This window comes from Ruegeria sp. H9 (assembly GCF_056532915.1).
In genome coordinates this window covers 95,496-116,748 of the sequence record NZ_JBQFNX010000002.1, presented here as the reverse complement: position 1 = coordinate 116,748, position 21,253 = coordinate 95,496, and the positions used below count along the sequence as shown (strand labels likewise).

The 21,253-nt window shown below is 57.9% G+C and carries 23 protein-coding genes; 13 read left to right on the top strand and 10 right to left on the bottom strand.

The window, feature by feature from the left end; translation table 11 throughout:
- Positions 1 to 23: 23 nt before the first annotated feature.
- The gene (lipB, locus tag ACR0CZ_RS09150) at positions 24 to 680 is read left to right on the top strand and encodes a lipoyl(octanoyl) transferase LipB (RefSeq protein WP_170393453.1); all 657 of its coding nucleotides are present in this window, start codon (positions 24 to 26) and stop codon (positions 678 to 680) included.
- A 314-nt stretch (positions 681 to 994) separates the two neighbouring features.
- Here the strand turns inward: lipB and ACR0CZ_RS09145 are convergent, their stop codons facing one another.
- Both ACR0CZ_RS09145 and ACR0CZ_RS09140 read right to left on the bottom strand, forming a co-directional pair.
- Positions 995 to 1,930: a cation diffusion facilitator family transporter gene (locus ACR0CZ_RS09145; RefSeq protein WP_170393456.1), complete on the bottom strand. Its 936-nt coding sequence runs from the start codon at positions 1,928 to 1,930 to the stop codon at positions 995 to 997.
- Positions 1,931 to 2,416: 486 nt separating this feature from the next.
- Positions 2,417 to 2,836 carry an HIT family protein gene (locus tag ACR0CZ_RS09140; protein ID WP_170393458.1) on the bottom strand — a complete coding sequence of 140 codons (420 nt, stop codon included), beginning with the start codon at positions 2,834 to 2,836 and terminating at the stop codon, positions 2,417 to 2,419.
- Between the two features lie 278 nt (positions 2,837 to 3,114).
- On the opposite strand from ACR0CZ_RS09140, the gene ctaD reads away from it, so the two are divergent.
- From ctaD to ACR0CZ_RS09120, 4 genes are all read left to right on the top strand, one after another.
- Positions 3,115 to 4,773, top strand: coding sequence for a cytochrome c oxidase subunit I (ctaD, locus tag ACR0CZ_RS09135; RefSeq protein WP_170393460.1), 1,659 nt, complete (start codon positions 3,115 to 3,117; stop codon positions 4,771 to 4,773).
- 231 nt (positions 4,774 to 5,004) lie between these two features.
- Complete coding sequence (locus ACR0CZ_RS09130; RefSeq protein ID WP_480536962.1) at positions 5,005 to 5,964, top strand: bestrophin family protein; 960 nt, start codon at positions 5,005 to 5,007, stop codon at positions 5,962 to 5,964.
- 83 nt (positions 5,965 to 6,047) lie between these two features.
- Complete coding sequence (locus tag ACR0CZ_RS09125) at positions 6,048 to 6,647, top strand: 2-hydroxychromene-2-carboxylate isomerase (protein WP_170393465.1); 600 nt, start codon at positions 6,048 to 6,050, stop codon at positions 6,645 to 6,647.
- 46 nt (positions 6,648 to 6,693) lie between these two features.
- Positions 6,694 to 7,179, top strand: coding sequence for a DUF2244 domain-containing protein (locus ACR0CZ_RS09120; RefSeq protein ID WP_170393467.1), 486 nt, complete (start codon positions 6,694 to 6,696; stop codon positions 7,177 to 7,179).
- On the opposite strand, the gene ACR0CZ_RS09115 is transcribed toward ACR0CZ_RS09120, so the two are convergent.
- Positions 7,180 to 7,662: a GatB/YqeY domain-containing protein gene (locus tag ACR0CZ_RS09115; protein ID WP_170393469.1), complete on the bottom strand. Its 483-nt coding sequence runs from the start codon at positions 7,660 to 7,662 to the stop codon at positions 7,180 to 7,182.
- Positions 7,663 to 7,844: 182 nt separating this feature from the next.
- On the opposite strand from ACR0CZ_RS09115, the gene carA reads away from it, so the two are divergent.
- Together carA and ACR0CZ_RS09105 are read left to right on the top strand one after the other, a co-directional pair.
- Positions 7,845 to 9,011 (top strand): glutamine-hydrolyzing carbamoyl-phosphate synthase small subunit, encoded by a 1,167-nt coding sequence (gene carA / locus ACR0CZ_RS09110; RefSeq protein ID WP_170393471.1) that lies wholly within the window; start codon positions 7,845 to 7,847, stop codon positions 9,009 to 9,011.
- Positions 9,012 to 9,073: 62 nt separating this feature from the next.
- On the top strand, positions 9,074 to 11,002 hold the full coding sequence (locus tag ACR0CZ_RS09105; RefSeq protein ID WP_480536963.1) for a glycosyltransferase family 2 protein: 1,929 nt from the start codon (positions 9,074 to 9,076) through the stop codon (positions 11,000 to 11,002).
- Here the strand turns inward: ACR0CZ_RS09105 and ACR0CZ_RS09100 are convergent.
- Positions 10,959 to 11,606, bottom strand: a complete 648-nt coding sequence (locus ACR0CZ_RS09100; RefSeq protein ID WP_170393473.1) for a GntR family transcriptional regulator — start codon at positions 11,604 to 11,606, stop codon at positions 10,959 to 10,961. The genes ACR0CZ_RS09105 and ACR0CZ_RS09100 overlap by 44 nt on opposite strands.
- A 100-nt stretch (positions 11,607 to 11,706) precedes the next feature.
- Here ACR0CZ_RS09100 and ACR0CZ_RS09095 point away from each other — a divergent pair, with 100 nt between their 5' ends.
- The 3 genes from ACR0CZ_RS09095 (at position 11,707) to ACR0CZ_RS09085 (ending at position 13,956) form a co-directional block, all read left to right on the top strand.
- Positions 11,707 to 12,351, top strand: coding sequence for a pyrimidine 5'-nucleotidase (locus ACR0CZ_RS09095; RefSeq protein ID WP_170393475.1), 645 nt, complete (start codon positions 11,707 to 11,709; stop codon positions 12,349 to 12,351).
- Positions 12,352 to 12,438: 87 nt separating this feature from the next.
- The gene (locus tag ACR0CZ_RS09090) at positions 12,439 to 12,687 is read left to right on the top strand and encodes a hypothetical protein (RefSeq protein WP_170393477.1); all 249 of its coding nucleotides are present in this window, start codon (positions 12,439 to 12,441) and stop codon (positions 12,685 to 12,687) included.
- 72 nt (positions 12,688 to 12,759) lie between these two features.
- The gene (locus ACR0CZ_RS09085) at positions 12,760 to 13,956 is read left to right on the top strand and encodes a UbiH/UbiF family hydroxylase (RefSeq protein WP_170393479.1); all 1,197 of its coding nucleotides are present in this window, start codon (positions 12,760 to 12,762) and stop codon (positions 13,954 to 13,956) included.
- 31 nt (positions 13,957 to 13,987) lie between these two features.
- Here ACR0CZ_RS09085 and ACR0CZ_RS09080 read toward each other — a convergent pair whose 3' ends face one another.
- Positions 13,988 to 15,115: an aminotransferase class V-fold PLP-dependent enzyme gene (locus ACR0CZ_RS09080; protein ID WP_170393481.1), complete on the bottom strand. Its 1,128-nt coding sequence runs from the start codon at positions 15,113 to 15,115 to the stop codon at positions 13,988 to 13,990.
- 232 nt (positions 15,116 to 15,347) lie between these two features.
- On the opposite strand from ACR0CZ_RS09080, the gene ACR0CZ_RS09075 reads away from it, so the two are divergent.
- On the top strand, positions 15,348 to 16,049 hold the full coding sequence (locus ACR0CZ_RS09075; RefSeq protein ID WP_170393483.1) for a GntR family transcriptional regulator: 702 nt from the start codon (positions 15,348 to 15,350) through the stop codon (positions 16,047 to 16,049).
- On the opposite strand, the gene ACR0CZ_RS09070 is transcribed toward ACR0CZ_RS09075, so the two are convergent.
- Both ACR0CZ_RS09070 and ACR0CZ_RS09065 read right to left on the bottom strand, forming a co-directional pair.
- Positions 16,046 to 16,504, bottom strand: coding sequence for an Lrp/AsnC family transcriptional regulator (locus ACR0CZ_RS09070; RefSeq protein WP_170393485.1), 459 nt, complete (start codon positions 16,502 to 16,504; stop codon positions 16,046 to 16,048). The genes ACR0CZ_RS09075 and ACR0CZ_RS09070 overlap by 4 nt on opposite strands.
- A complete protein-coding gene (locus ACR0CZ_RS09065; RefSeq protein ID WP_170393487.1) occupies positions 16,501 to 16,956 on the bottom strand; it encodes an Lrp/AsnC family transcriptional regulator in 456 nt (151 codons plus the stop codon). Before ACR0CZ_RS09065 ends, ACR0CZ_RS09070 begins: the two co-directional genes overlap by 4 nt.
- A gap of 131 nt (positions 16,957 to 17,087) precedes the next feature.
- Here ACR0CZ_RS09065 and ilvC point away from each other — a divergent pair, with 131 nt between their 5' ends.
- Positions 17,088 to 18,110: a ketol-acid reductoisomerase gene (gene ilvC, locus ACR0CZ_RS09060; protein ID WP_170393489.1), complete on the top strand. Its 1,023-nt coding sequence runs from the start codon at positions 17,088 to 17,090 to the stop codon at positions 18,108 to 18,110.
- 45 nt (positions 18,111 to 18,155) lie between these two features.
- Here ilvC and ACR0CZ_RS09055 read toward each other — a convergent pair whose 3' ends face one another.
- Both ACR0CZ_RS09055 and ACR0CZ_RS09050 read right to left on the bottom strand, forming a co-directional pair.
- Positions 18,156 to 18,611, bottom strand: a complete 456-nt coding sequence (locus tag ACR0CZ_RS09055) for an SRPBCC family protein (protein WP_170393491.1) — start codon at positions 18,609 to 18,611, stop codon at positions 18,156 to 18,158.
- Positions 18,608 to 18,916: a metalloregulator ArsR/SmtB family transcription factor gene (locus ACR0CZ_RS09050; protein WP_170393493.1), complete on the bottom strand. Its 309-nt coding sequence runs from the start codon at positions 18,914 to 18,916 to the stop codon at positions 18,608 to 18,610. The genes ACR0CZ_RS09055 and ACR0CZ_RS09050 overlap by 4 nt, the downstream gene beginning before the upstream one ends.
- A 78-nt stretch (positions 18,917 to 18,994) precedes the next feature.
- Between ACR0CZ_RS09050 and ACR0CZ_RS09045 the strand changes: the two genes are divergently transcribed.
- Complete coding sequence (locus tag ACR0CZ_RS09045; protein ID WP_170393495.1) at positions 18,995 to 19,897, top strand: DMT family transporter; 903 nt, start codon at positions 18,995 to 18,997, stop codon at positions 19,895 to 19,897.
- On the opposite strand, the gene glmM is transcribed toward ACR0CZ_RS09045, so the two are convergent.
- Positions 19,894 to 21,237, bottom strand: a complete 1,344-nt coding sequence (gene glmM, locus ACR0CZ_RS09040; RefSeq protein WP_170393497.1) for a phosphoglucosamine mutase — start codon at positions 21,235 to 21,237, stop codon at positions 19,894 to 19,896. The two genes, ACR0CZ_RS09045 and glmM, sit on opposite strands and share 4 nt — an antisense overlap.
- Between the last annotated feature and the right edge of the window lie 16 nt (positions 21,238 to 21,253).

Sequence of the window (21,253 nt, the reverse complement as noted above, 5' to 3'; positions counted from 1 at the left end):
CGCAGACGGTCTAAGGAACGAGCATGGAATGGAAGACTACCGACGGGCTAATCGACTACGACGAGGCCACTGCCTTCATGGAGGCGCGCGTTGCCGCGATTGCAGCGGGTGAGGCGGACGAATGCATTTGGCTGTTGGAACACCCTCCGCTTTATACCGCTGGGACTTCTGCCAAGCGAGAAGATCTGACCGATCCGGATCGCTTTCCGGTCTATGAAAGCAAGCGCGGTGGACAGTACACCTATCACGGCCCCGGTCAGCGCGTTGTTTACGTCATGCTTGATGTGGGCAAACGCGGTCATGATGTGCGCCGCTTTGTGCAGCAGCTTGAGGCATGGGTGATTGCGGCTCTGGCCGAGTTCAATGTCACCGGTGAGATCCGCGACGGCCGCGTGGGCGTCTGGGTGCAACGGCAAGACAAGCCGCTGACGATCACCGGCCAGCCAGCCGAGGACAAGATCGCGGCCATCGGCATTCGCCTGCGGAAATGGATCAGCTTTCACGGCATCTCAATCAATGTCGAGCCGGACCTGTCACATTTCACCGGAATCGTGCCCTGCGGAATTCAGGAACACGGGGTGACCTCACTGGTCGATCTTGGGTTGCCGGTGACCATGGATGACGTCGATGTTGCGCTAAAAAAGACCTTTGATGAGGTCTTCGCCACCGAGGGCGCCTAGTTTATAGGTGATTCCACGTATTCGGATAGATCTGGCCAGAATACGCAAAAGACAATGCTAGTATTTGGGGCACTCTGTTTCGAAAATCATTCAGAAAATTCCTTTGAATGGCCTCAATTCGCCTCAAATTCAGGGATTCTTCACATCCTCTCCTTACAAACGCCATCTGACCACATAGTATGTAATGACCGTTCATGAGTGAGTGGTGTGTTAACCGGTGATCTCAGGGCTGCCCTGCGAAATCCGTGAAAGTGTTTGGTTACGAGTCTGCCGTTCCGACCCCATATCGGAACGGCAATTCTCGTTTTAGGCCCCTAAATCTGTTGATGCCCAAATCGGGTTGATCCGACGCAAGCGTGCCCGCTGGCTTCGATTTCAAGCGTAACATGACCAAGCCCAAACTTGTTCTGCAGAACCTGCTTGACCATCACCCGGATATCCTCGGCACTATCTTGTGCGTCGGGTTTGATGACCAGATGCGCCGACAGCGCGGGCTCACGCTCCTGCATGCTCCACAGATGGATGTGGTGAACTCCTGCCACGCCCGATACGCCTTCAATGGCTGTGGCGACCTCTTCCGGATCCAATTCTGTTGGCGCGCCCAACATCAGAACGCGTATGGTTTCACCGATCTCGGATTTGACGTGCCAAAGGATGTAAAGTGAGATCATGATGGTGACCGCTGGGTCGACCCAAGTCCAGTTGAAGACAATTACAGCGGTACCTGCGACAATCACGGCGACGGACCCCAATGCATCGGCCACATTGTGCAGGAATGCCGCACGAATATTCATGCTGTCCTTGGACATGGAATAGGTCAGCATAGCGGTGACAAGGTCGACGACCAATGCGATCCCAGCGATCCAGACAACGATCCAGCCATTAACCGGCTCGGGCTCGACAAACCGCATTACGCCTTCGTACAGCAGATAGACCGACAGAACGATCAGTGTTGTGTAGTTAACCAGCGCCGCTACAACCTCGGCCCGGCCATACCCGAAACTCATACGCGCGTTTGCGGGTCGACGAGCGATCTTGCGAGCAAAGAATGCGATGACCAGCGCAATCGCATCTGACAGGTTGTGCAAGGCGTCCGCAATCAAGGCGAGCGAACCTGAAATAACCCCGCCCACAATCTGTGCCAGCGTCAAGAACATATTGACCGCGATGGCCCAGGCAACGCGCGCATCTCCGGCCTGCGGATCAACATGCGCGTGGCTGTGCCCTTTGTGGGAATGCTGATGAGCCATTTTAGTGTGTCCTATTTACTGAATCACCATGCTACATAATTCCTCTAGTGACTAGAGGTTCAAGGGGGTGTTTTCGAAAATGAATGCAATCGGGGCTCCCTCATTTCGCACTGGATTCAAAGCACCTACGATCCGGTTCTGGACTTCTACCGCCGTTCGAACCTATTGCGGGTAATCGGCGCCGCTATGACGAAACCGCGCTGCGGCGGTTGCAATGCGTACGCCATGGCCAAGATCTGGCCACCCGCTGGCCTAATTAGAGGCTTTGCTCACACTCGAAAGTGCAAATGGAAAAACTTGAACCGGGCTAATGAAATCGCCGGACAGCAGCCTGATGTTTTACGAGCCCGGATCGCACGCATGAAATGAATGGAACAAGACTGATCCGTATTCCTCAGGTCTGCGACGGGCAGCGCTGTTACGCAAGTGTCGTGCTCCATGCGTTTGGTGATCACGACGCCTGCGACAGCTCGCTTCGAAGGTGGATCAGGTCAGTGCCGCGCGGATCTTGTCGGCGTGTTGAGCAATCAGGTCAAAATCGCCCATTTTACCGGGTGGGCGTATCGAGACGCCCTCGTGGCGCGGCAATACATGCACATGAAGGTGAAATACCTCTTGCCCGCCTGCGGCCTCATTGAATTGCTGAACGGTGACGCCATCAGCGTCAAACGCTTCTTTCACAGCGTGAGCCATCTTCTGTACCGTCGCCATCACCGCTGCCAGTTGCTCGGGCGTTGCATCCAGCATGTTGCGACAGGGGGTTTTGGGGATCACCAACAAATGCCCGTCCGCCCGGGGCATGATATCCATCAGCGCGACGGTGTCGTCGTCTTCATACACACGGTTTGACGGGATTTCTCCGCGCAGGATCTTGGCAAAGACATTTTCGGGATCATAAGCGGTCATTACAGGCCTCCGGTGTTGGACTTACCCGTTGTTCTGAGCCGCCGCTTGATGCGGGTCAAGCGGGTTTCCCCGTCACCACTTGTAATCGCGGACTGAATCCCCAAATCCCTCGCATCCGAGGTCAGATTATCGCGCAGCACAGTCTGCCCGCGACAATTAATCTTGATCCAGATCAAACTCGACCATTGAAGGTCGCCCCTTCGCAATCTAAAACCAGCATGAATCCCGCGCGTTGGAGAGGTCCGACTGCGCGGTACAGTTGCAACAGGAGGCACCTAATGGCAGACGCAGCCATTCATGGTCACGAGCATGAAGATCAGCGCGGCTTTTTCACCCGCTGGTTCATGTCGACCAACCACAAGGACATCGGGATTCTCTACCTGGTCTTTTCGGCCCTTGCCGGTCTGATCTCGGTTCTGATGACTGTCTATATGCGGCTCGAACTGATGCACCCCGGTGTTCAGTATATGTGCCTCGAAGGGTTCATGGCCGATCCATGCACCCCCAACGGTCACCTCTGGAACGTGATGATCACCTATCACGGTGTTCTGATGATGTTCTTCGTTGTCATCCCCGCCCTGTTCGGCGGATTTGGCAACTATTTCATGCCGTTGCAGATCGGTGCGCCGGATATGGCGTTCCCGCGGATGAACAACCTGTCCTTCTGGCTGTATGTCGCTGGCACCTCGCTGGGCGTCGCCTCGCTGCTCAGCCCCGGTGGTAACGACCAGCTTGGTTCAGGTGTTGGCTGGGTTCTGTATCCACCGCTGTCGACGACCGAAGGCGGCATGTCCATGGACCTTGCGATCTTCGCCGTGCACGTATCGGGCGCCTCCTCGATCCTCGGCGCGATCAACATGATCACCACCTTCCTGAACATGCGTGCCCCGGGCATGACACTGTTCAAGGTGCCTCTGTTCAGCTGGTCGATCTTCGTCACTTCGTGGCTGATTCTGCTGTCGCTGCCGGTTCTGGCAGGCGCAATCACTATGCTGCTGATGGACCGCAACTTTGGCTTCACCTTCTTTGATCCGGCTGGTGGTGGTGATCCGATCCTGTATCAGCACATCCTTTGGTTCTTTGGCCACCCGGAAGTGTACATTGTGATCCTGCCCGGCTTTGGCATCATCAGCCACGTGATCGCGACCTTCGCGCGCAAACCAATCTTCGGCTACCTGCCGATGGTCTGGGCGATCATCGCGATCGGTGTGCTGGGCTTCGTCGTATGGGCGCACCACATGTACACCGTTGGCATGTCGCTGCGCCAGCAGGCCTACTTCATGCTGGCCACGATGGTCATCGCGGTTCCGACCGGCGTTAAGGTCTTCTCGTGGATCGCGACCATGTGGGGCGGCTCGATCGAGTTCAAAACCCCGATGCTGTTCGCCTTCGGCTTCCTGTTCCTGTTCACCGTTGGTGGTGTGACCGGCGTTGTGCTGTCGCAGGCCGGCGTGGACCGTGCCTATCACGACACCTACTACGTCGTTGCGCACTTCCACTACGTGATGAGCTTGGGTGCCGTCTTCGCGATCTTCGCTGGCGTGTACTTCTACTTCTCGAAGATGACGGGCCGTCAGTATTCCGAGTTCTGGGGCAAGGTTCACTTCTGGCTGTTCTTCATCGGCGCCAACCTGACCTTCTTCCCGCAGCACTTCCTGGGCCGTCAGGGCATGCCACGCCGCTATATCGACTACCCTGAAGCGTTTGCTCAGTGGAACTTCGTTTCGTCGATTGGTGCGTTCATCTCGTTCGCCTCGTTCCTGCTGTTCTTCGGCATCGTGATCTACGCCCTGCTGCGTGGTGCGAAAGAGACACGCCCGAACCCGTGGAACGAATACGCGGATACGTTGGAATGGACCCTGCCCACGCCGCCGCCTGAACACACGTTCGAGCAGCTGCCCAAGCAGGAAGACTGGGACAAGGGCCACGCGCACTAATCCCGCCATCCAAACCAAACTCAGCAAAGCCCCGCCCCGTGCGGGGCTTTGTGTTTTTTATGCCCCCAGTCCGCAACTTGCTGCACCCAACACGTAGACGCACCAAAGATCAGGCCGCTAGTATTTGCGAAAACAGCATAATCTAAGACGGGTGCGCGCCACATGATTCTCCATCACGGCATCACACTTCGGCAACTGGTCAAAGGCTCTGCCGGGTTCATTTGCATCGTCATGGCCTGGATACTCCTGCTTGAACTAGTAGATGAAGTAACTCCGCTTGAGTTGATCTCGAACTCCAGCCCACCGGTCACGATGCTGGGTTTGGCAGTGGCATTTTTTCTGGGTTTCAAGAACACCTCGGCCTATGGCCGCTGGGTCGAGGCCCGCAGGATTTGGGGGGACATCGTCAACGCTAGTCGCGATTGGGGCAATACGATCAGCAATCTGGTTCAGGCTGACGGCACGCCGCTTGCGCCCGAGATGCGCCGCGAGTTGCTGGAGCGTCATATCGCTTGGCTAAACATGCTGGCCTTTCAACTGCGCCAGCCCGCAACGCATGGACGTGCCCGCCGCCCGTGGATGTTCGGACACAAACCGGTCGTGGACAAAATCGCGCTGCATCAGGAACCCGAATGCTGGCGCGATACCCAACTGGCGGCTGATATGCCTCTGCTCGAAGGGAAATCCAACCGTGCCGCGTACCTGTTGTTTCTTCAGGGTGAGCGGCTTTCATCACTGGCGCAATCCGGCAAGATCGACCCCTATTGGCATGTGGCGCTGATGAACCGGCTAGCACGGTTTGCAGACGCGCAAGGCCAAAGCGAACGTATCAAGAATACCCCCTTCCCACGGCAGGTCGCCGAGGTCGGACGCATCTTCAGCTATATTTTTATCTTCATGTTACCGCTGGCGTTGAATGACCAACGCTCGATCACCGCGGGGATGGGCTATTCGGTAACAAAATCCGTTCTGCTTGACTGGGCAGTCTTTGCTCCGATCGGGGCGTTGGTTTGCTGGATTTTCTTCGTGACTGAGCGGGTCAGCGCCTCGATGGAGGACCCGTTCGAAGGCGACGTAACCGATGTTCCGATCTCGTCCATCTGCCGCATGATCGAAATCGACCTGCGCCAGATGACTTCCTGCGGCACTGCCCCTCAGCCGACAGAACCCATCGATAAAGCGCTACTTTGACCACTTAAATTGGGCAAAGATCGAAAAAACCTCCGTTTTGCGGTATTCTGGTTGGCAAAGCCCCTTTTGACAGGAGCCTTGCTATGCCCGAGATCGACTTTTGGTATTCAATCGGCAGCACTTACAGTTTTCTGACCATCACGCGCCTGGATGGCTGGTGCGAAGAAAACGATGCGACGGTAACCTGGCGCCCGTTCAACGTGCGCACGGTGATGTCGGAACAGCAAAATATTCCCTTCGCTGGCAAACCGGTGAAGTCGGCCTATATGTGGCGCGATATTGAGCGGCGCGCTGCGAAATATCACATCCACGCCAAACTTCCCGCCCCCTATCCAATTTCTGACCTGGCGCTGGCAAATCAGGTGGCTTTGCTGGGCATGCAGGACGGCTGGGGCGCGGGGTTCACGCAAAATCTTTATCGGATCTGGTTCGAGGACGGGATTGAAGCCGGTAGCGAAAGCGCCATTTCCGAAGCCCTGCTTCGGTGCCAACAAGATCCACGCCTGATGCTTGCCCGTGCCCGCAGCCCGGACGCTGTTGCAGCCTTGGAGGACGAGACAAACAAGGCCATCAAACTGGGGGTTTTCGGCGCACCCAGCTTTGTTGTCCGCGACGAAGTGTTCTGGGGCGATGACCGGCTGGACGATGCCCTGTCATGGGTCCGCGTCGGCCACGTTGTCTGACTGATTTTTGCTTCGACATTGCGTCGGTCTGAGCTAGGTTCTCGCCATGCCTTATCAATGGACAGAAAACTCGGACGCTGAACAGGAACTGCGGCTTTGGCCGCACAACTCCTTGCCACCACGTGGTGCAATGACCGTCATCTTGTCGGTGTTCCTGTTCGGACTGATCCCGCTGCTGGCGATGTTGGGTTCGATCGTCCTGTGGGGTCTGCTGCCGTTCCTGCTGCTGACGGTTCTGGGCCTCTGGTTGGCAATCCAGACAAACTATCGCGCGCGCAGCGTGTTCGAGGTTCTGACCTTAGGCCAGACGCAAGCCCACCTTGTGCACCACCACCCAGACAAGGGCGATCAGGAATGGACCTGCAACCGCCATTGGGCCCGTCCCGAAATGCACACCAGCGGTGGTCCGGTACCCCACTACGTAACGCTGATCGGCGATGGGCGCGAAGTTGAGATCGGCGCGTTCCTGTCCGAAGACGAGAGGATCGCGCTGTTTGATGATCTGAGTCAGAAACTGCGCAAATCGACGTGATTAAGCGCCGTTCGAGTTAGCGCAAAGATGATCTTTGACCATCGGTCCTACTTTGCCGAAATCCATCTGACCGGTATAGCGCGACTTCAACTCGCCCATCACCTTGCCCATATCGCGGATTGAGCCCGCCCCAGTAGACGTGATGGCGGTCTGAATGGCCTTGCTAACTTCGTCGTCGTCCAGCTGTTTGGGCAGGAATTCCTCAATCACCTCAACCTCGCGCAGTTCCCGCTCGGCCAAATCAAGGCGTCCACCCTCTTCGTAGGCGCGTGCGCTTTCCTTGCGCTGCTTGGTCATTTTACCCAGAATTTCAAGCACTTCGGCATCGCCGCAGCCTTTGGTCTCTTCATTGTCAGAGGCGCGCGAAGCAATATCACGATCCTTGATCGCCGCATTGATCAGGCGCAGTGTCGAAAGACGCTCGGCGGCTTTGTCTTTCATAGCTTGCTTCAGGGCAGAGTTCACCCGTGATCGCATATCCATATGGTCTGTCCATCCCCATGGCAAAGGAACCCTGACCATATCGAAACAAAAAGGTTGGTACAACAGTGGACATTAATTGTAACTCATTGATTTTTAACAATAGCCCAAAATTTGAACAGACTTGACCCTAGCGTATATCCCACTTAGTTATGCGCCCGTTTACCTTGCAGGAGAGTCGCGCCATGGCCCAGAACGCCCCGTCCAAGCCCACCGCATGTCTGGCGTTGGCCGATGGTACCCTGTTTTACGGTGTGGGCTTCGGCGCAACCGGTCAAACCGAGGCCGAGTTGTGTTTCAACACCGCCATGACGGGCTATCAAGAGATCATGACCGATCCTTCTTATGCGGGTCAGATCGTGACCTTCACTTTCCCGCATATCGGCAATGTCGGAGTGAATCCCGAAGATGACGAAACCGGCGACCCGGTGGCAGCCGGGATGGTGGTCAAATGGGACCCGACCGAGCCGTCGAATTGGCGCGCGACAGAAGAGTTAAAAAGCTGGTTAGCCCGCCGTGGTCGCATCGCAATCGGCGGCGTCGATACCCGCCGCCTGACCCGCGCGATCCGTCAGCAAGGCGCACCGCACGTGGCGCTAGCTCATGATCCCGAGGGAAACTTCGATATCGAAGCCCTGATTGCTGCAGCGCGTAGTTTTGCGGGTCTCGAAGGGATGGATCTGGCCAAAGAAGTCACCTGCGCCCAAAGCTATCGCTGGGATGAGATGCGTTGGGCTTGGCCCGATGGCTACCAGCGTCAGGAAGCTCCGATGCACAAGGTGGTCGCGATCGACTATGGTGCCAAGCGCAACATCTTGCGCTGCCTCGCCTCGGCGGGTTGCGACGTAACCGTATTGCCCGCCACCGCAACGGCAGCGGAGGTGCTGGCACACAAGCCGGACGGCGTGTTCCTGTCAAACGGACCCGGCGATCCCGCGGCTACCGGCGAATATGCAGTTCCCATGATCAAGGAAGTGCTGGATACAACAGATCTGCCCGTCTTTGGCATCTGCCTAGGCCATCAGATGCTGGCACTGGCGCTTGGCGGGCAGACGATCAAGATGAACCACGGCCACCATGGTGCCAATCATCCGGTCAAGGATATGGAAACCGGTAAGGTCGAGATCACCTCGATGAACCACGGCTTCGCCGTGGACGCGGAAACACTGCCCGATGGCGTAGTCGAAACGCATCGCTCTCTGTTTGACGGCTCGAACTGCGGTATCCGCATGACAGGTCGCCCGGTTTATTCGGTGCAGCATCATCCAGAAGCGTCACCCGGCCCGCAGGACAGTTTCTACCTGTTCGAACGCTTTGCCGCGGCGATGGCGGATCAAAAAGCACAAGCTTAAAGGCGAATTCAACAGCGTTAACCGTGTGTTAACCCTGACTAAGCAACCCTGCCGGATGTTACATGCGGCAGGGTTTCGTTATGGTCGAATTGAATCTCCAGCGTCAGCCACTGGCGCAGCCTGTGCCCGGGCCGCATTCGCGCAAACCGCTCGGCACATGTCTCGTCGAACAAGGCATCATCACATCCGACCAGTTGGCGCGCGCCCTGCGGATGCAAGTATTCCAGAACGCGCCATTGGGGGAAATACTGGTCAGTGAAGGATGGGCCGGCCGTGCGCAGGTTCTCTCGGCGCTGTCTGACCAAACCGGCCTTCAGATCGCCGATCTTGCGCAGGTACCACCAGCCGCAGACCTCTGCTTGCTCGAACCGGTCGAGTTTTGGTTGAAGCACAATGTACTGCCCTGGATGCGTGTGGGGCCAATCCTGCTGATCGCTACAGCCAGGCCAGATACATTCGACGCAGTGGCAGACGCATTGAAAGGCCACGGTTACACGATCATCCCGGTTCTGGCAGGACCCGAGCAGATCGATGCTGCCATCGCTCGTCAATATGCTCAACCGCTAGCACAAGCTGCAGAAACTCGCGTTGAGGCGCGGCAAAGTTGCAGGAATTGGTCGGCCCAGACGCGCCGTGGGCCGATCATTGGATTTATCCTGTTCGCGGCACTCTGTGTTTGTTTCCCGATAGTTGGCCTCGGCCTTCTTTTGGGCTTTGCACTGCTGACCCTAGGACTGTTCTTGTCTCTCAGGCTCTCGGGGCTCATTGCTTATCTATGGCGAGAAAAATCTGAGCCATCAACAAAGACCTCTGAGTCACTTCGCCTACCCCGCGTCTCGATCCTTGTGCCGCTATATAAGGAACGCGAGATTGCCGATGACCTGATCGCCCGGCTGCGCCGCCTGACCTATCCCAAAGCGTTGCTGGATGTCATTTTGGTGCTGGAAGAGCGGGATGACGTAACCAATGAGGCGCTCAGGCAAATAGAACTGCCAACCTGGATGCGCGCCATTGTTGTGCCGGATCGGGGTGACCTGACCACCAAGCCCCGTGCGATGAACTATGCGCTGGATTTCTGCCGTGGAGAGATTTTGGGCGTTTGGGATGCCGAAGACGCGCCGCAATCCGATCAGATTGAAACCGTTGTCCGCCATTTCGCGAACGCCCCAAAGGAGGTGGTGTGCCTGCAAGGTATTCTAGACTACTACAATCCGCGCACCAATTGGCGGTCGCGCTGTTTTAGCATCGAATACAGCGGCTGGTTTCGCGTCGTCCTGAAAGGCATCGCGCGAATTGGTCTGGTCGTTCCGCTAGGCGGCACAACCTTCTTTTTTCGCCGCGACAAGCTGGTCGAACTGGGCGGTTGGGATGCCCATAATGTCACCGAAGATGCCGATCTGGGTGTCCGCCTAAGCCGTGCCGGATATCGGACCGAGATCGTCAGCACCACGACCTATGAAGAGGCGAACTTTCGCGCCTGGCCATGGGTCAAGCAGCGTTCGCGTTGGCTGAAAGGGTTCATGGTAACCTATCTGGTGCATATGCGCGCACCACGCCAATTGCTGCGCGATCTGGGGTTGCTGCGCTTTTTGGGCTTACAGGCCTTTTTTCTGGGAACACTGGGCCAATTCCTTCTGGCCCCGCTTTTGTGGGCGTTCTGGCCCATATTTTTCGGGCTGCCCCACCTGTATCAACCAATCCTAACACCCGGTTTATTGACTGCCTGCGTGGTTCTGTTTCTCGTCGCCGAAGCCGCCAACCTATTGGTGGGTATCTGCGGTGTCATCGCAGGCAAACGCAGGTTCCTGCTACCCTGGGTGCCGACCATGGTGCTTTACTATCCGCTGGGCGTGTTGGCGGCCTACAAAGGCCTGTGGGAACTGGCGGTCAATCCGTTCTTCTGGGACAAGACCCAGCACGGCCATGCGGTCGAGGAACGTGAGGCCGCTATTTCTCGCGCCGGATCGCATCCTGTTTCAGCCGCGTCATGAAAGCGACCGAAATGTGATCCTGCAACGCCTTGGCCGCCGCGTCCTCGTCTCGCGCCGCAATCGCGTCCACGATGCCTTTGTGCTCGCTCTGCGCAATCTCGCCACGCCCTTCTGCGGCCAGCGATGTGGTCGCCATCAAGGCCATGGTCCGATGCACCAGATCAAGCTGCTGCACCAGATAGCGGTTATGCGAAGCCAGGTGAATCTGTTCGTGAAATCTCCGGTTGGCCCGCGACAGCGCAACAGGATCTCCGATCAACTCATTATCGGCCACCACCATGTCCCGCAGGACCCGAATTTCCTCTTCGGTTGCGTGTTTTGCGGCCAGACGTGCGGCCAGCCCTTCCAATTCACGCCGGACAACATAAAGCTCGGCCATCTGGTTGTGATCCAATGAGGCCACGATCAACGACCGCCCGTCCCGTTCCAGCAACGACTGCGTTTCCAGCCGCTGCAGCGCCTCGCGGATCGGAGTACGCGAAACGCCAAACCGCTCGGCCAGTTCGCTTTCCACCAGCCGATCACCAGGCTTGTAGACACCGACGTCTATCGCTTCGAGAATAAGGCTATAGGCGTCCGTATTGGACTGTTTGGATTGGGGCATCGGCTGAATTGTCTCCTCGTTCGGACCTGTCTAGCCGCCACACGCCCCCCCGATCAAGTGCGGCATTGAAAACCGCAGCCCATCGCCCTAAACCCAAAGCATGGTCAAACCTGCCTTTTCCCATGTCACCCAATGGGTGTTCGATCTAGACAACACGCTTTACCCGCCGCATATGCGCCTGTTCGATCAGATCGAAGTGCTGATGACGGATTACGTCGTGCAAGCTATCGGCGTCGACCGCCCCGAGGCCGACCGGTTGCGTTCACATTACTGGCGCGAATACGGCACGACACTCGCGGGCCTGATGGCAGAGCACGATCTGGACCCCGATCCCTATCTGCACGCCGTGCATCAGGTGGACATGAGCCATATGGAACCCGATGTTGCGCTGGCGGAACATATCCGCGCTTTGCCCGGGCGACGCATTGTCTATACCAATGGATCTGCACCTTATGCCGAGCGCGTTCTGGCGGCACGCGGTCTGAATGGGCTGTTCGACGCGATCTATGGCGTAGAACACGCAGGCTATCGCCCCAAGCCGCAAAAAGCCGCGTTCGAGGCGATCTTTGCGCAGGATGGAATCGATACAGCGAAAGCCGCCATGTTCGAAGATGATCCACGCAATCTGGCCGCCCCGCACGAGATGGGAATGCGTACCGTGCACGTCGCGCCTGACCCGCACGAGGCTGACCATATTCACCATCACACCGATGATCTGACCGGGTTTCTGGGTCGCCTGCGATAGGCTGTCACACTGCGACGATCTGTTCGTTTCGCAGTTGCAGAATTGACCCCATATGCAGCTCAGCGACGAACAGAATCGGAGACCCCAATGACCGCGCTTGAGATGCCTCAGCGCCTGCCTCTTTGGCAGCGCTTTTTGTTTGCAATTCCCGTGTTTGGCTGGATGGCCCGGGACGCGGCCAATGCCGAAGCTGAAGACCTTTATTATACAGCCGCGGCGCTGGTCAGCATGTGGGGCTGTTCCATCCTTCTGTTCGGCCTGCCGGGTCTTTACATTCCCGCCCTGATGCTGGTGCCGACGATGTTCCTTGTCCTGATTTTGATCTCTCGGGGATAAAGCACGAGACAGGATGTCACTTGGCGCCCACCGCGCAACAGCACTAGTGTCTGCGGCAACGGAGACATACTCATGACTGACAGCTGTGACATCCTGATTTCCGGCGGCGGAATCGCCGGATTGACCGCCGCCGCCGCCTTTGGCGCTGCCGGGTTCGACGTAGTCTGCGTCGATCCCACCCCTCCGATCACCGAGCGGGACGTGGACGGATCGGATCTGCGTACCACCGCTTTTTTGCAGCCTGCCCACGGTCTGTTGGAACAATGCGGGCTTTGGGCCAAGCTGGATGCCCACGCCGCGCCCCTGCAGATCATGCGCATCGTGGACGCGGGTGGCGATGTGCCCGAACCGCGCGTCGTGCGTGATTTCAACGCCGCCGATATCTCGGATCAACCATTCGGATGGAACCTGCCCAACTGGCTGCTGCGCCGCGAGATGGTGGCGCGACTAGCCGAACTGCCGAATGTCGATTTCCGCCCCGGCACCGGTACGGTCAGCCTGTTCACCCGCACCAATGAGGCACGGGTCGGCCTGAGCGACGGCACCCGCATCCGCTGCAAACTGGTAATCGCCGCCGACGGGCGCAGTTCACCAATGCGCAAAGCTGCCGGGATCAATGTTCATACCACGCGCTACGGCCAAAAGGCCCTCGCCTTCGCCGTCACCCATCCCATCCCGCACGACAATGTCTCGACCGAGATTCACCGCTCGGGCGGGCCGTTCACATTGGTCCCCCTGCCCGACTGGCAAGGCCAGCCGTCCTCGGCCATTGTCTGGATGGAACGTGGGCCACGTGCCGTTGAACTGTTAAACCTTGAAACCGACGCGTTCGAAGCCGCCATGACCGAACGCTCTTGCGGGCTGTTCGGACCGCTGAAATTGGCCTCACGCCGGACGATCTGGCCGATCATCAGCCAGTCGGCGGAACGGTTGTCGGGCGAACGCATCGCGCTGATGGCCGAGGCCGCGCATGTGGTGCCACCTATTGGTGCGCAGGGGCTGAACATGTCGTTGGGCGATCTGCGCTGCTTGCTGGAATTGACGCAAGCCCGGCCCGAGGGCTTAGGCGATGCGCAGATGCTGGATTCCTATCACAAGGCCCGCCATACCGAGATCGAACTGCGCGTCAAAGGCATCGACCTGCTGAACCGCGCATCGATGATCGAAGCGCGTCCGCTGCGCGACGCACGAGCGATGGGGCTGAATGCGCTCTATTCCCTACCACCCGTGCGCAAGACGCTAATGCAAATGGGCCTCGGCGTCCGCTGAACCGTAGGGCGGGCTTCTGCCCGCCACGCTATTACAGCACCTGATCCAGAACCCGTTTCAGGCGCGCAATCGTGTCGTCAACATCATACAGCTTGTCCAAGCCAAACAGGCCGAGACGGAAGGTGCTGAACCCTTCGGGTTCGTCACATTGCAGCGGTACGCCGGCTGCGATCTGCATGCCCAGGGCCGCGAACTTCTTGCCGTTCTGCACTTCGGGGTCTGCTGTATAGCTGACCACCACACCCGGCGCGCCGAACCCTTCGGCGGCAACCGACATGACGCCCTTGTCCCTAAGATAGGCCCGGACGCCATCACCCAGCGCCCATTGCGCCGCGCGCAGCTTTTCGAAGCCGTACGCGCGCGTCTCGGCCATTGTGTCGCGGAAGGAAAGCAGAGAATCCGTTGGCATGGTGGCGTGATAGGCATGGCCGCCATTCTCGTAGGCCTGCATGATCTGGCGCCACTTCTTCAAATCTATCGCAAAGCTATCGGATGAGGTTTCTGCCAGCCGCGCCTCGGCGCGTTCGGATAGCATGACAAGACCGGCGCATGGCGTTGCGCTCCACCCCTTCTGCGGAGCCGAGATCAGCACATCCACTCCGGTGGCCTTCATATCGACCCAGGCACAGCCCGAGGCGATGCAGTCCAGCACCATCAACGCCCCCACCTCATGCGCAGCAGCGGCCATCGCTGTCACATAATCATCAGGCAGAATCACTCCGGCCGAGGTCTCAACATGCGGCGCGAAGACAATACCCGGTCGTTTCTCATGGATTGTCGCCACAACTTCATCAATCGGGGCCGGAGCAAAAGGTGACGGGCTGGAATTGCCGGTTTCGCGCGCTTTGAGAACGGTGGTCGACGATGTCAGATCACCTGACTCGATGATCTGGCTCCACCGATATGAAAACCACCCATTGCGTACGACAAGCACATCAGCATCCCGCGCAAACTGTCGCGCGACGGCTTCCATCCCATAGGTGCCTCCGCCGGGAATGACCGCAACGCCTTCAGCATTGTAAACTTCACGCAGCATTGCTGAAATATCGCGCATGACTTGCTGAAAACTTGCAGACATATGGTTCAGAGAACGGTCGGTAAAAACCACCGAGAACTCCTCCAGCCCGCCCGGGTCAACAGTATTCAGTAGTGCCGGCATGACGCATCCTTTCTATTGGGTCCTTTTTGTTCTGCCTTGTCTTGCGCGCTCGGTAAAGCGTCAAACGCGGCCTGAAGTTGACCCAAAGTAACCCACAGCCAAAAATTTCATTTTGAGTTTTTACATGCCACAATTAGCAGAAATGACGCCAACCAGAGTCAGGTCCCCTTTACACCCTAGCGTGTTTCTGAACAGATACACACACTTTGAACAAGAACGGATAATTTTACTCGTGACTGCGCAAAAGCGGATTAGTTTTCAAGTCGTTCGAGACGAGGTAAAGCGGCGGATTGAATCCCGCATATGGCCTCAGGGCTCGCTTTTACCCACCGAAACCCAATTAGCGGAAGAGTTCAATTGTGCCCGCGCCACGGTGAACCGGGCGCTGAGGGAGCTCGCCGAACAGGGCTTTGTCGAGCGCAAGCGCAAAAGCGGAACGCGGGTCAAGAAAGAACCACGCAAACAAGCCAAGCTTGAAATTTCACTTGCGAGACAAGCGGTTGAGAACCAAAACTCAGCCTATCGCTATGCTCTGGTGGAACGGAACGTGGTCTACAGCCCCGGCTGGCTGACCTCGCAACTGAATGTCGAACCGGACGCGCGCGTTCTGCACGTGATCTGCATGCACTATGCAGACAACCGCCCCTTCCAGCTTGAAGAACGCTGGATCAATATCGAAGCCGTACCCGAGGTCGAGCAAGCCGACCTCAACAAAAGTGGCCCACACGAATGGTTGTTGAATGCTGCCCCGTTCACCGAAGCTGAAATCGCCTTTTGCGCGATCTCGGCGGACAATCGTCTAGCTGATTTCATGGGCACGACCACTGGCACTTCGATGATTCAGCTGGAACGGACCACGTGGAAGGACGGGCAGCCGATGACTTTCGCCCGCATGACCCATCATCCGGGGTTCCGCATCCGCACTAAATACTAACCGATCGGCCCGGGCAGGCGTTCTTCGCTCAGCAGTACATTGGCTTCGACCTCTCCGGCCCCTGGTAAGGTCATCACCCTCCGGCGCAGAACCCGTTCGAAATCTGCCAGATCCCGCGCCACGACGCGCAACCGATAATCATAAAGACCCAGCACATGCTCAACAGTCTGTACCTCGGGAATGGCGCTGACGGCACGTTCAAAATCTTCAAGGCTGACCTGCCCTTTTCGCGCAAGTTTCACGCCGAGAAAGACGGTCACTCCAAAACCCAGGGCCTCGGCATTCAGACGCAGCCGCCGCCCCTTGATCACGCCTGCTTCTTCCAGTCGACGAATACGCCGCCAGGTCGCGGGCTGCGATAAGCCAAAGCGGCGCCCCAGAGCCCCCGCGCTTTGGGTCGCGTCCTGCACCAGCGCGCGCAGAATTCTGCGGTCGATCTCATCCAGTTCGATCATACCGGCAGCACCTCGTCCCGCTTGACCCGTGCGATATGCATAAGGGCTTCGATATCGGCGATATGCGGTAGGGTCAGAATGCGATCGCGATAAACCTGTTGATAATGCGCCATATCTCGCGCCAACACCGATAGGCGCACATCTACCCGACCAAGGAAGGTCTGGATCTCGATCACCTCGGCCACGTTCCGCGCCGCCGCCGTGAATTCGTCGAACGCCCGTGCCTGCGTCTTGTCCAGCGTTATTCGCAAAGAGACCTCGACCGCATAGCCCAAGGCGGCCCAGTCGATAACGGCTTCCTGCCCCTCGATCACTCCTGCCGCCTGCATTTTTTCGATCCGGCGCCAGCAGACGCCCGAAGTGATGCGGCATCGCTCAGCCAATTCTGCCGTTGTCAGGCTTGGCTCGGCCTGGAAGTGGCGCAGTATACGTCGATCAACATCATCAAGCATGATTTTTTCACATTTTTTTCAATAGAAGAATTATTCTTCATCTATTTGTCAAATACTCAATCTAAACCCTATCGCCAATAGCAATCACGCAAGATAGAAGCACATCAATCGAAACTGAAAGGACCGGCGAAATGCGCGTCTATTACGATCGCGATTGCGACATCAACCTGATCAAAGACAAAAAAGTGGCGATTCTGGGCTACGGCTCGCAAGGCCACGCCCACGCGCTGAACCTGCGCGACTCGGGCGCCAAGAACCTGGTCATCGCCCTGCGCGAAGGCTCCCCCTCGGCCAAGAAAGCCGAAGCGGAAGGCCTGCAGGTGATGGGCATCGCCGAAGCCGCAGCCTGGTGCGACGTTATTATGTTCACCATGCCTGACGAACTGCAAGCTGAGACGTACAAGAAATACGTGCACGACAACATCAAGCCAGGTGCGGCCATCGCGTTCGCCCACGGCCTGAACGTCCATTTTGGCCTGATCGAGCCGAAAGAAGGCGTGGACGTTATCATGATGGCCCCCAAAGGCCCCGGCCACACCGTGCGCGGCGAATACACCAAAGGCGGCGGCGTTCCTTGCCTCGTCGCGGTCGACAACGACGCGACCGGCAAAGCGCTGGAAATCGGCCTGTCATACTGCTCGGCCATCGGTGGCGGCCGTTCGGGCATCATCGAAACCAACTTCCGCGAGGAATGCGAAACCGACCTGTTCGGTGAGCAGGCTGTTCTGTGCGGCGGTCTGGTTGAACTGATCCGCTGCGGCTTTGAAACGCTGGTTGAGGCCGGCTACGCGCCCGAGATGGCATATTTCGAGTGTCTGCACGAAGTGAAGCTGATCGTTGACCTGATCTATGAAGGCGGCATCGCCAACATGGATTATTCGATCTCGAACACGGCTGAATATGGCCAGTACGTCACCGGCCCGCGTATTTTGAAATACGACGAGACCAAAGCGCGTATGAAAGAGGTTCTGAACGACATCCAGCAGGGTAAATTCGTCCGTGACTTCATGCTGGAGAACGCTGTAGGCCAACCGACCATCAAAGCGTCGCGCCGTGCGAACGATGAGCACATGATCGAGGAAACCGGTGCAAAACTGCGCGCCATGATGCCCTGGATCTCGGCTGGTAAAATGGTCGACAAAGAAAAGAACTAAGTCTGACAAATGTCAGCGAAAGGGCGGCCCCGGTGGCCGCCCTTTTCATTTGGTGACAGCATTTGCGTAGCATTCGCCCAGAACATAATCCCAGCCACTGTCGTAACCGGTGCGTTTGTCCGACGCCTCAGATGCCCAGACTTCCCAGCCCGAATGGGTCAGAGTGACCGTGGTATGCCCGGCTCCGTGGGCTACGAACCGGACCTCAACCCGCGTGGGGCGGTCGGTGTTGGTGCCAGGGTGCCAGCTAAAGGCCACGCGAGCCCCCTGCTCGAAGATCAATACCTTGCCCCAATCAGCGCGGGTGCCATCGAACATGGTTTCATAAACCGCACCGCCGACATGAGGTTCGATCACAACTGCCAGCGCAGGCTTGCCTTGCGCCGCTGAGACAGCGTGCCCATCCAATGGCCACCATTTGGCAATGCGATTTACAAAAACATCAAAGGCGTGCTCGGGCGCTGCGTTTACAACGATAGTCTTGATGATTGGTTCGATCATGCATTTCGTCCTTCGTTTACCTCGGCGGCGAAACTCTCCAACACGTCCGACCAGTATTGCTCGAGCCAGGCGCGCAGGTCGGCCAGCCCCTCGGGTCGGGCGGCATAGATGCGGCGCGTTCCCTCAGCCCTGCAAACGACAAGTCCGGCATCGGACAAGACCTTTAAATGTTGCGAGACCGCCGGGCGGCTTACGGGCAAATCCGCAGCCAGATCACCAACCGCCTTGGGGCGCTTGGCCACCGCCTCAAAAACCTGACGACGGGTCGAATCCCCTAAAGCCGAAAGCACTTCCTTGTAAGCCATAGCTTACGGTAAGTAACGACTTACCTAATGTCAATATCAGCGCGTGACACCGTCAGATTCGCGGGATAAGTGGATGGAATGGTTCAACAACCGACAAAACAGGATTGGAGCGGTGTTTTCACGCTGGGCCTCATCTGGGGCGGGACGTTCATGGTGGTTGCCATGGCGCTGGAAGGCTATGGACCGGTCACCGTGGCGACGTCGCGCACCACATTGGGTGCCGTTATGCTGCTGGTGCTGATGCGCCTTACCGGACGGCGTATTCCGAGTTTGACACCAGCCCTTCTGAGTTCGATTTTCTTCATCGGCATTCTGTCGACGGCGGTTCCCTTCATGCTGTTAAGCTGGGGGCAACAATTTGTCCCTTCGGCCTTTGCGGGTCTGTCCATGGCGGCGATTCCGCTGATGGTTCTGCCGCTGGCACATTTCTTTTCGGATGAGCCTATGAACCCACGGCGTCTGGTCGGCGTTTGCCTTGGCTTCTCTGGCGCGCTTGTGTTGATCGGGCCCGGTCTGGCGCAATTGGGTCAGGGTACGCAGCCACTGGCGCAAATGGCCTGCGTTACGGCAGCCTTGTGCTACGCCAGTTCGTCGATCCTGACCCGCCGCTGCCCGCCGATTGAACCGATGGCTCTGGCAGCCCTGACGCTGCTGGTTGGCGCAGTACTATTGATACCTATCATGCTGCTAACCGAGGGGCTTCCCTCGTGGCAGGGAACGCGCCCCAGTCTGGCCCTGATCGTTCTGGGCCTTGTCCCCACGGCCTTCGCCACCCTGCTGCGAGTATCCATCACCCGCAGCGCCGGGTCCGTCTTTCTGACGCTGGTGAACTATCAGGTGCCCGTTTGGTCGATGGTGTTCGGGGCCTGGATTCTATCCGAAGCCCTGCCACTGCGGTTCTATATCGCGCTTGCCATGATCCTAACCGGGCTGGCAATCAGCCAGTGGTTCACTCTGCAGAAAATGCTACTGGGGCGTTAACCCGTCGCCGCCTCAACCTCGGATACGATCCCATCGACCACTTGGGTCAGCAGTGCGGCATCCTCGCATTCCGCCATCACCCGGATCAGAGGTTCCGTGCCCGATTTGCGGATCAGCAAACGCCCCTGCCCATTCAGACGCGCCTCGGCCTCGGAAATCGCGCTTTTGACGCTGGCCGCTTCCAGCGGGGCCTGCCCCGCGCTAAAGCGCACATTCTTCAGCAATTGCGGCACCGTCTCAAACTGGCGCGATAGGTCCGAGGCTTTCTTGCCGGATTGCACCATCTCTGCCAGAAAATGCAGCCCCGCCATCAGACCGTCGCCGGTTGTGGCATAATCGCTCATCACGATGTGACCTGATTGTTCGCCACCAAGATTGAAACCACCCTCGCGCATCCGTTCAACCACATAGCGGTCGCCAACGGCGGTCCGCTCCAGACGCAGCCCCTGCCCGGCCAGGTGCCGCTCCAACCCGAGGTTCGACATCACAGTGGCGACCAAGGCGCCGCCTTTCAGCTGATCCGCGCGGGACCACGCGGTCGCCAACAGGGCCATCAACTGATCCCCATCAGCAACAGCGCCGGTTTCGTCGATCACAACGACGCGGTCGGCATCCCCATCCAGACAGATACCTACATCGGCGCCATGTGAAACCACGGTTTCGGCCGCAACACGAGGCTGGGTTGAGCCACATCCGAGGTTGATGTTCTTGCCGTTCGGCGCGATGCCGACCGGGATCACATCTGCTCCCAACTCCCAAAGAACTTCCGGCGCAGTACGGTGCGCGGCACCGTTGGCGCAGTCGATCACGACCTTCAGCCCATCCAAGCGCAGATTGCGCGGCAGCGATGATTTCACACGCTCGCCATAACGGAACCGCGCATCGTCGACCCGACGCGCACGACCAATATTCTGCGCCTGTGCGGGGCTTACGCCTTCTTCGATCAGCCGCTCGATCTCAATCTCGGCCTGATCGGACAGCTTGAACCCGTCCGGCCCAAAGAATTTAATTCCATTGTCGATCGCCGGATTGTGGCTAGCCGAGATCATCACGCCCAGATCCGCGCGCATCGAGCGCGTCATCAACCCTACCGCAGGAGTCGGCACCGGCCCCAGCAGAAGCACGTTCATACCGGTCGAGGTCAAACCTGCCGTCAGCGCATTTTCCAGCATATAGCCCGACAGCCGCGTATCCTTGCCAATGACAACGCGATGTACGCCTGAGGCATCGCGGCGGAAATAACGCCCCACAGCCGCGCCAATCCGCAAAGCCATTTCCGCCGTCATAGGGTGCGTGTTGGCGGTGCCCCGCACCCCGTCGGTTCCAAACAGCTTGCGCATAAGTCGGTCTCCTGAA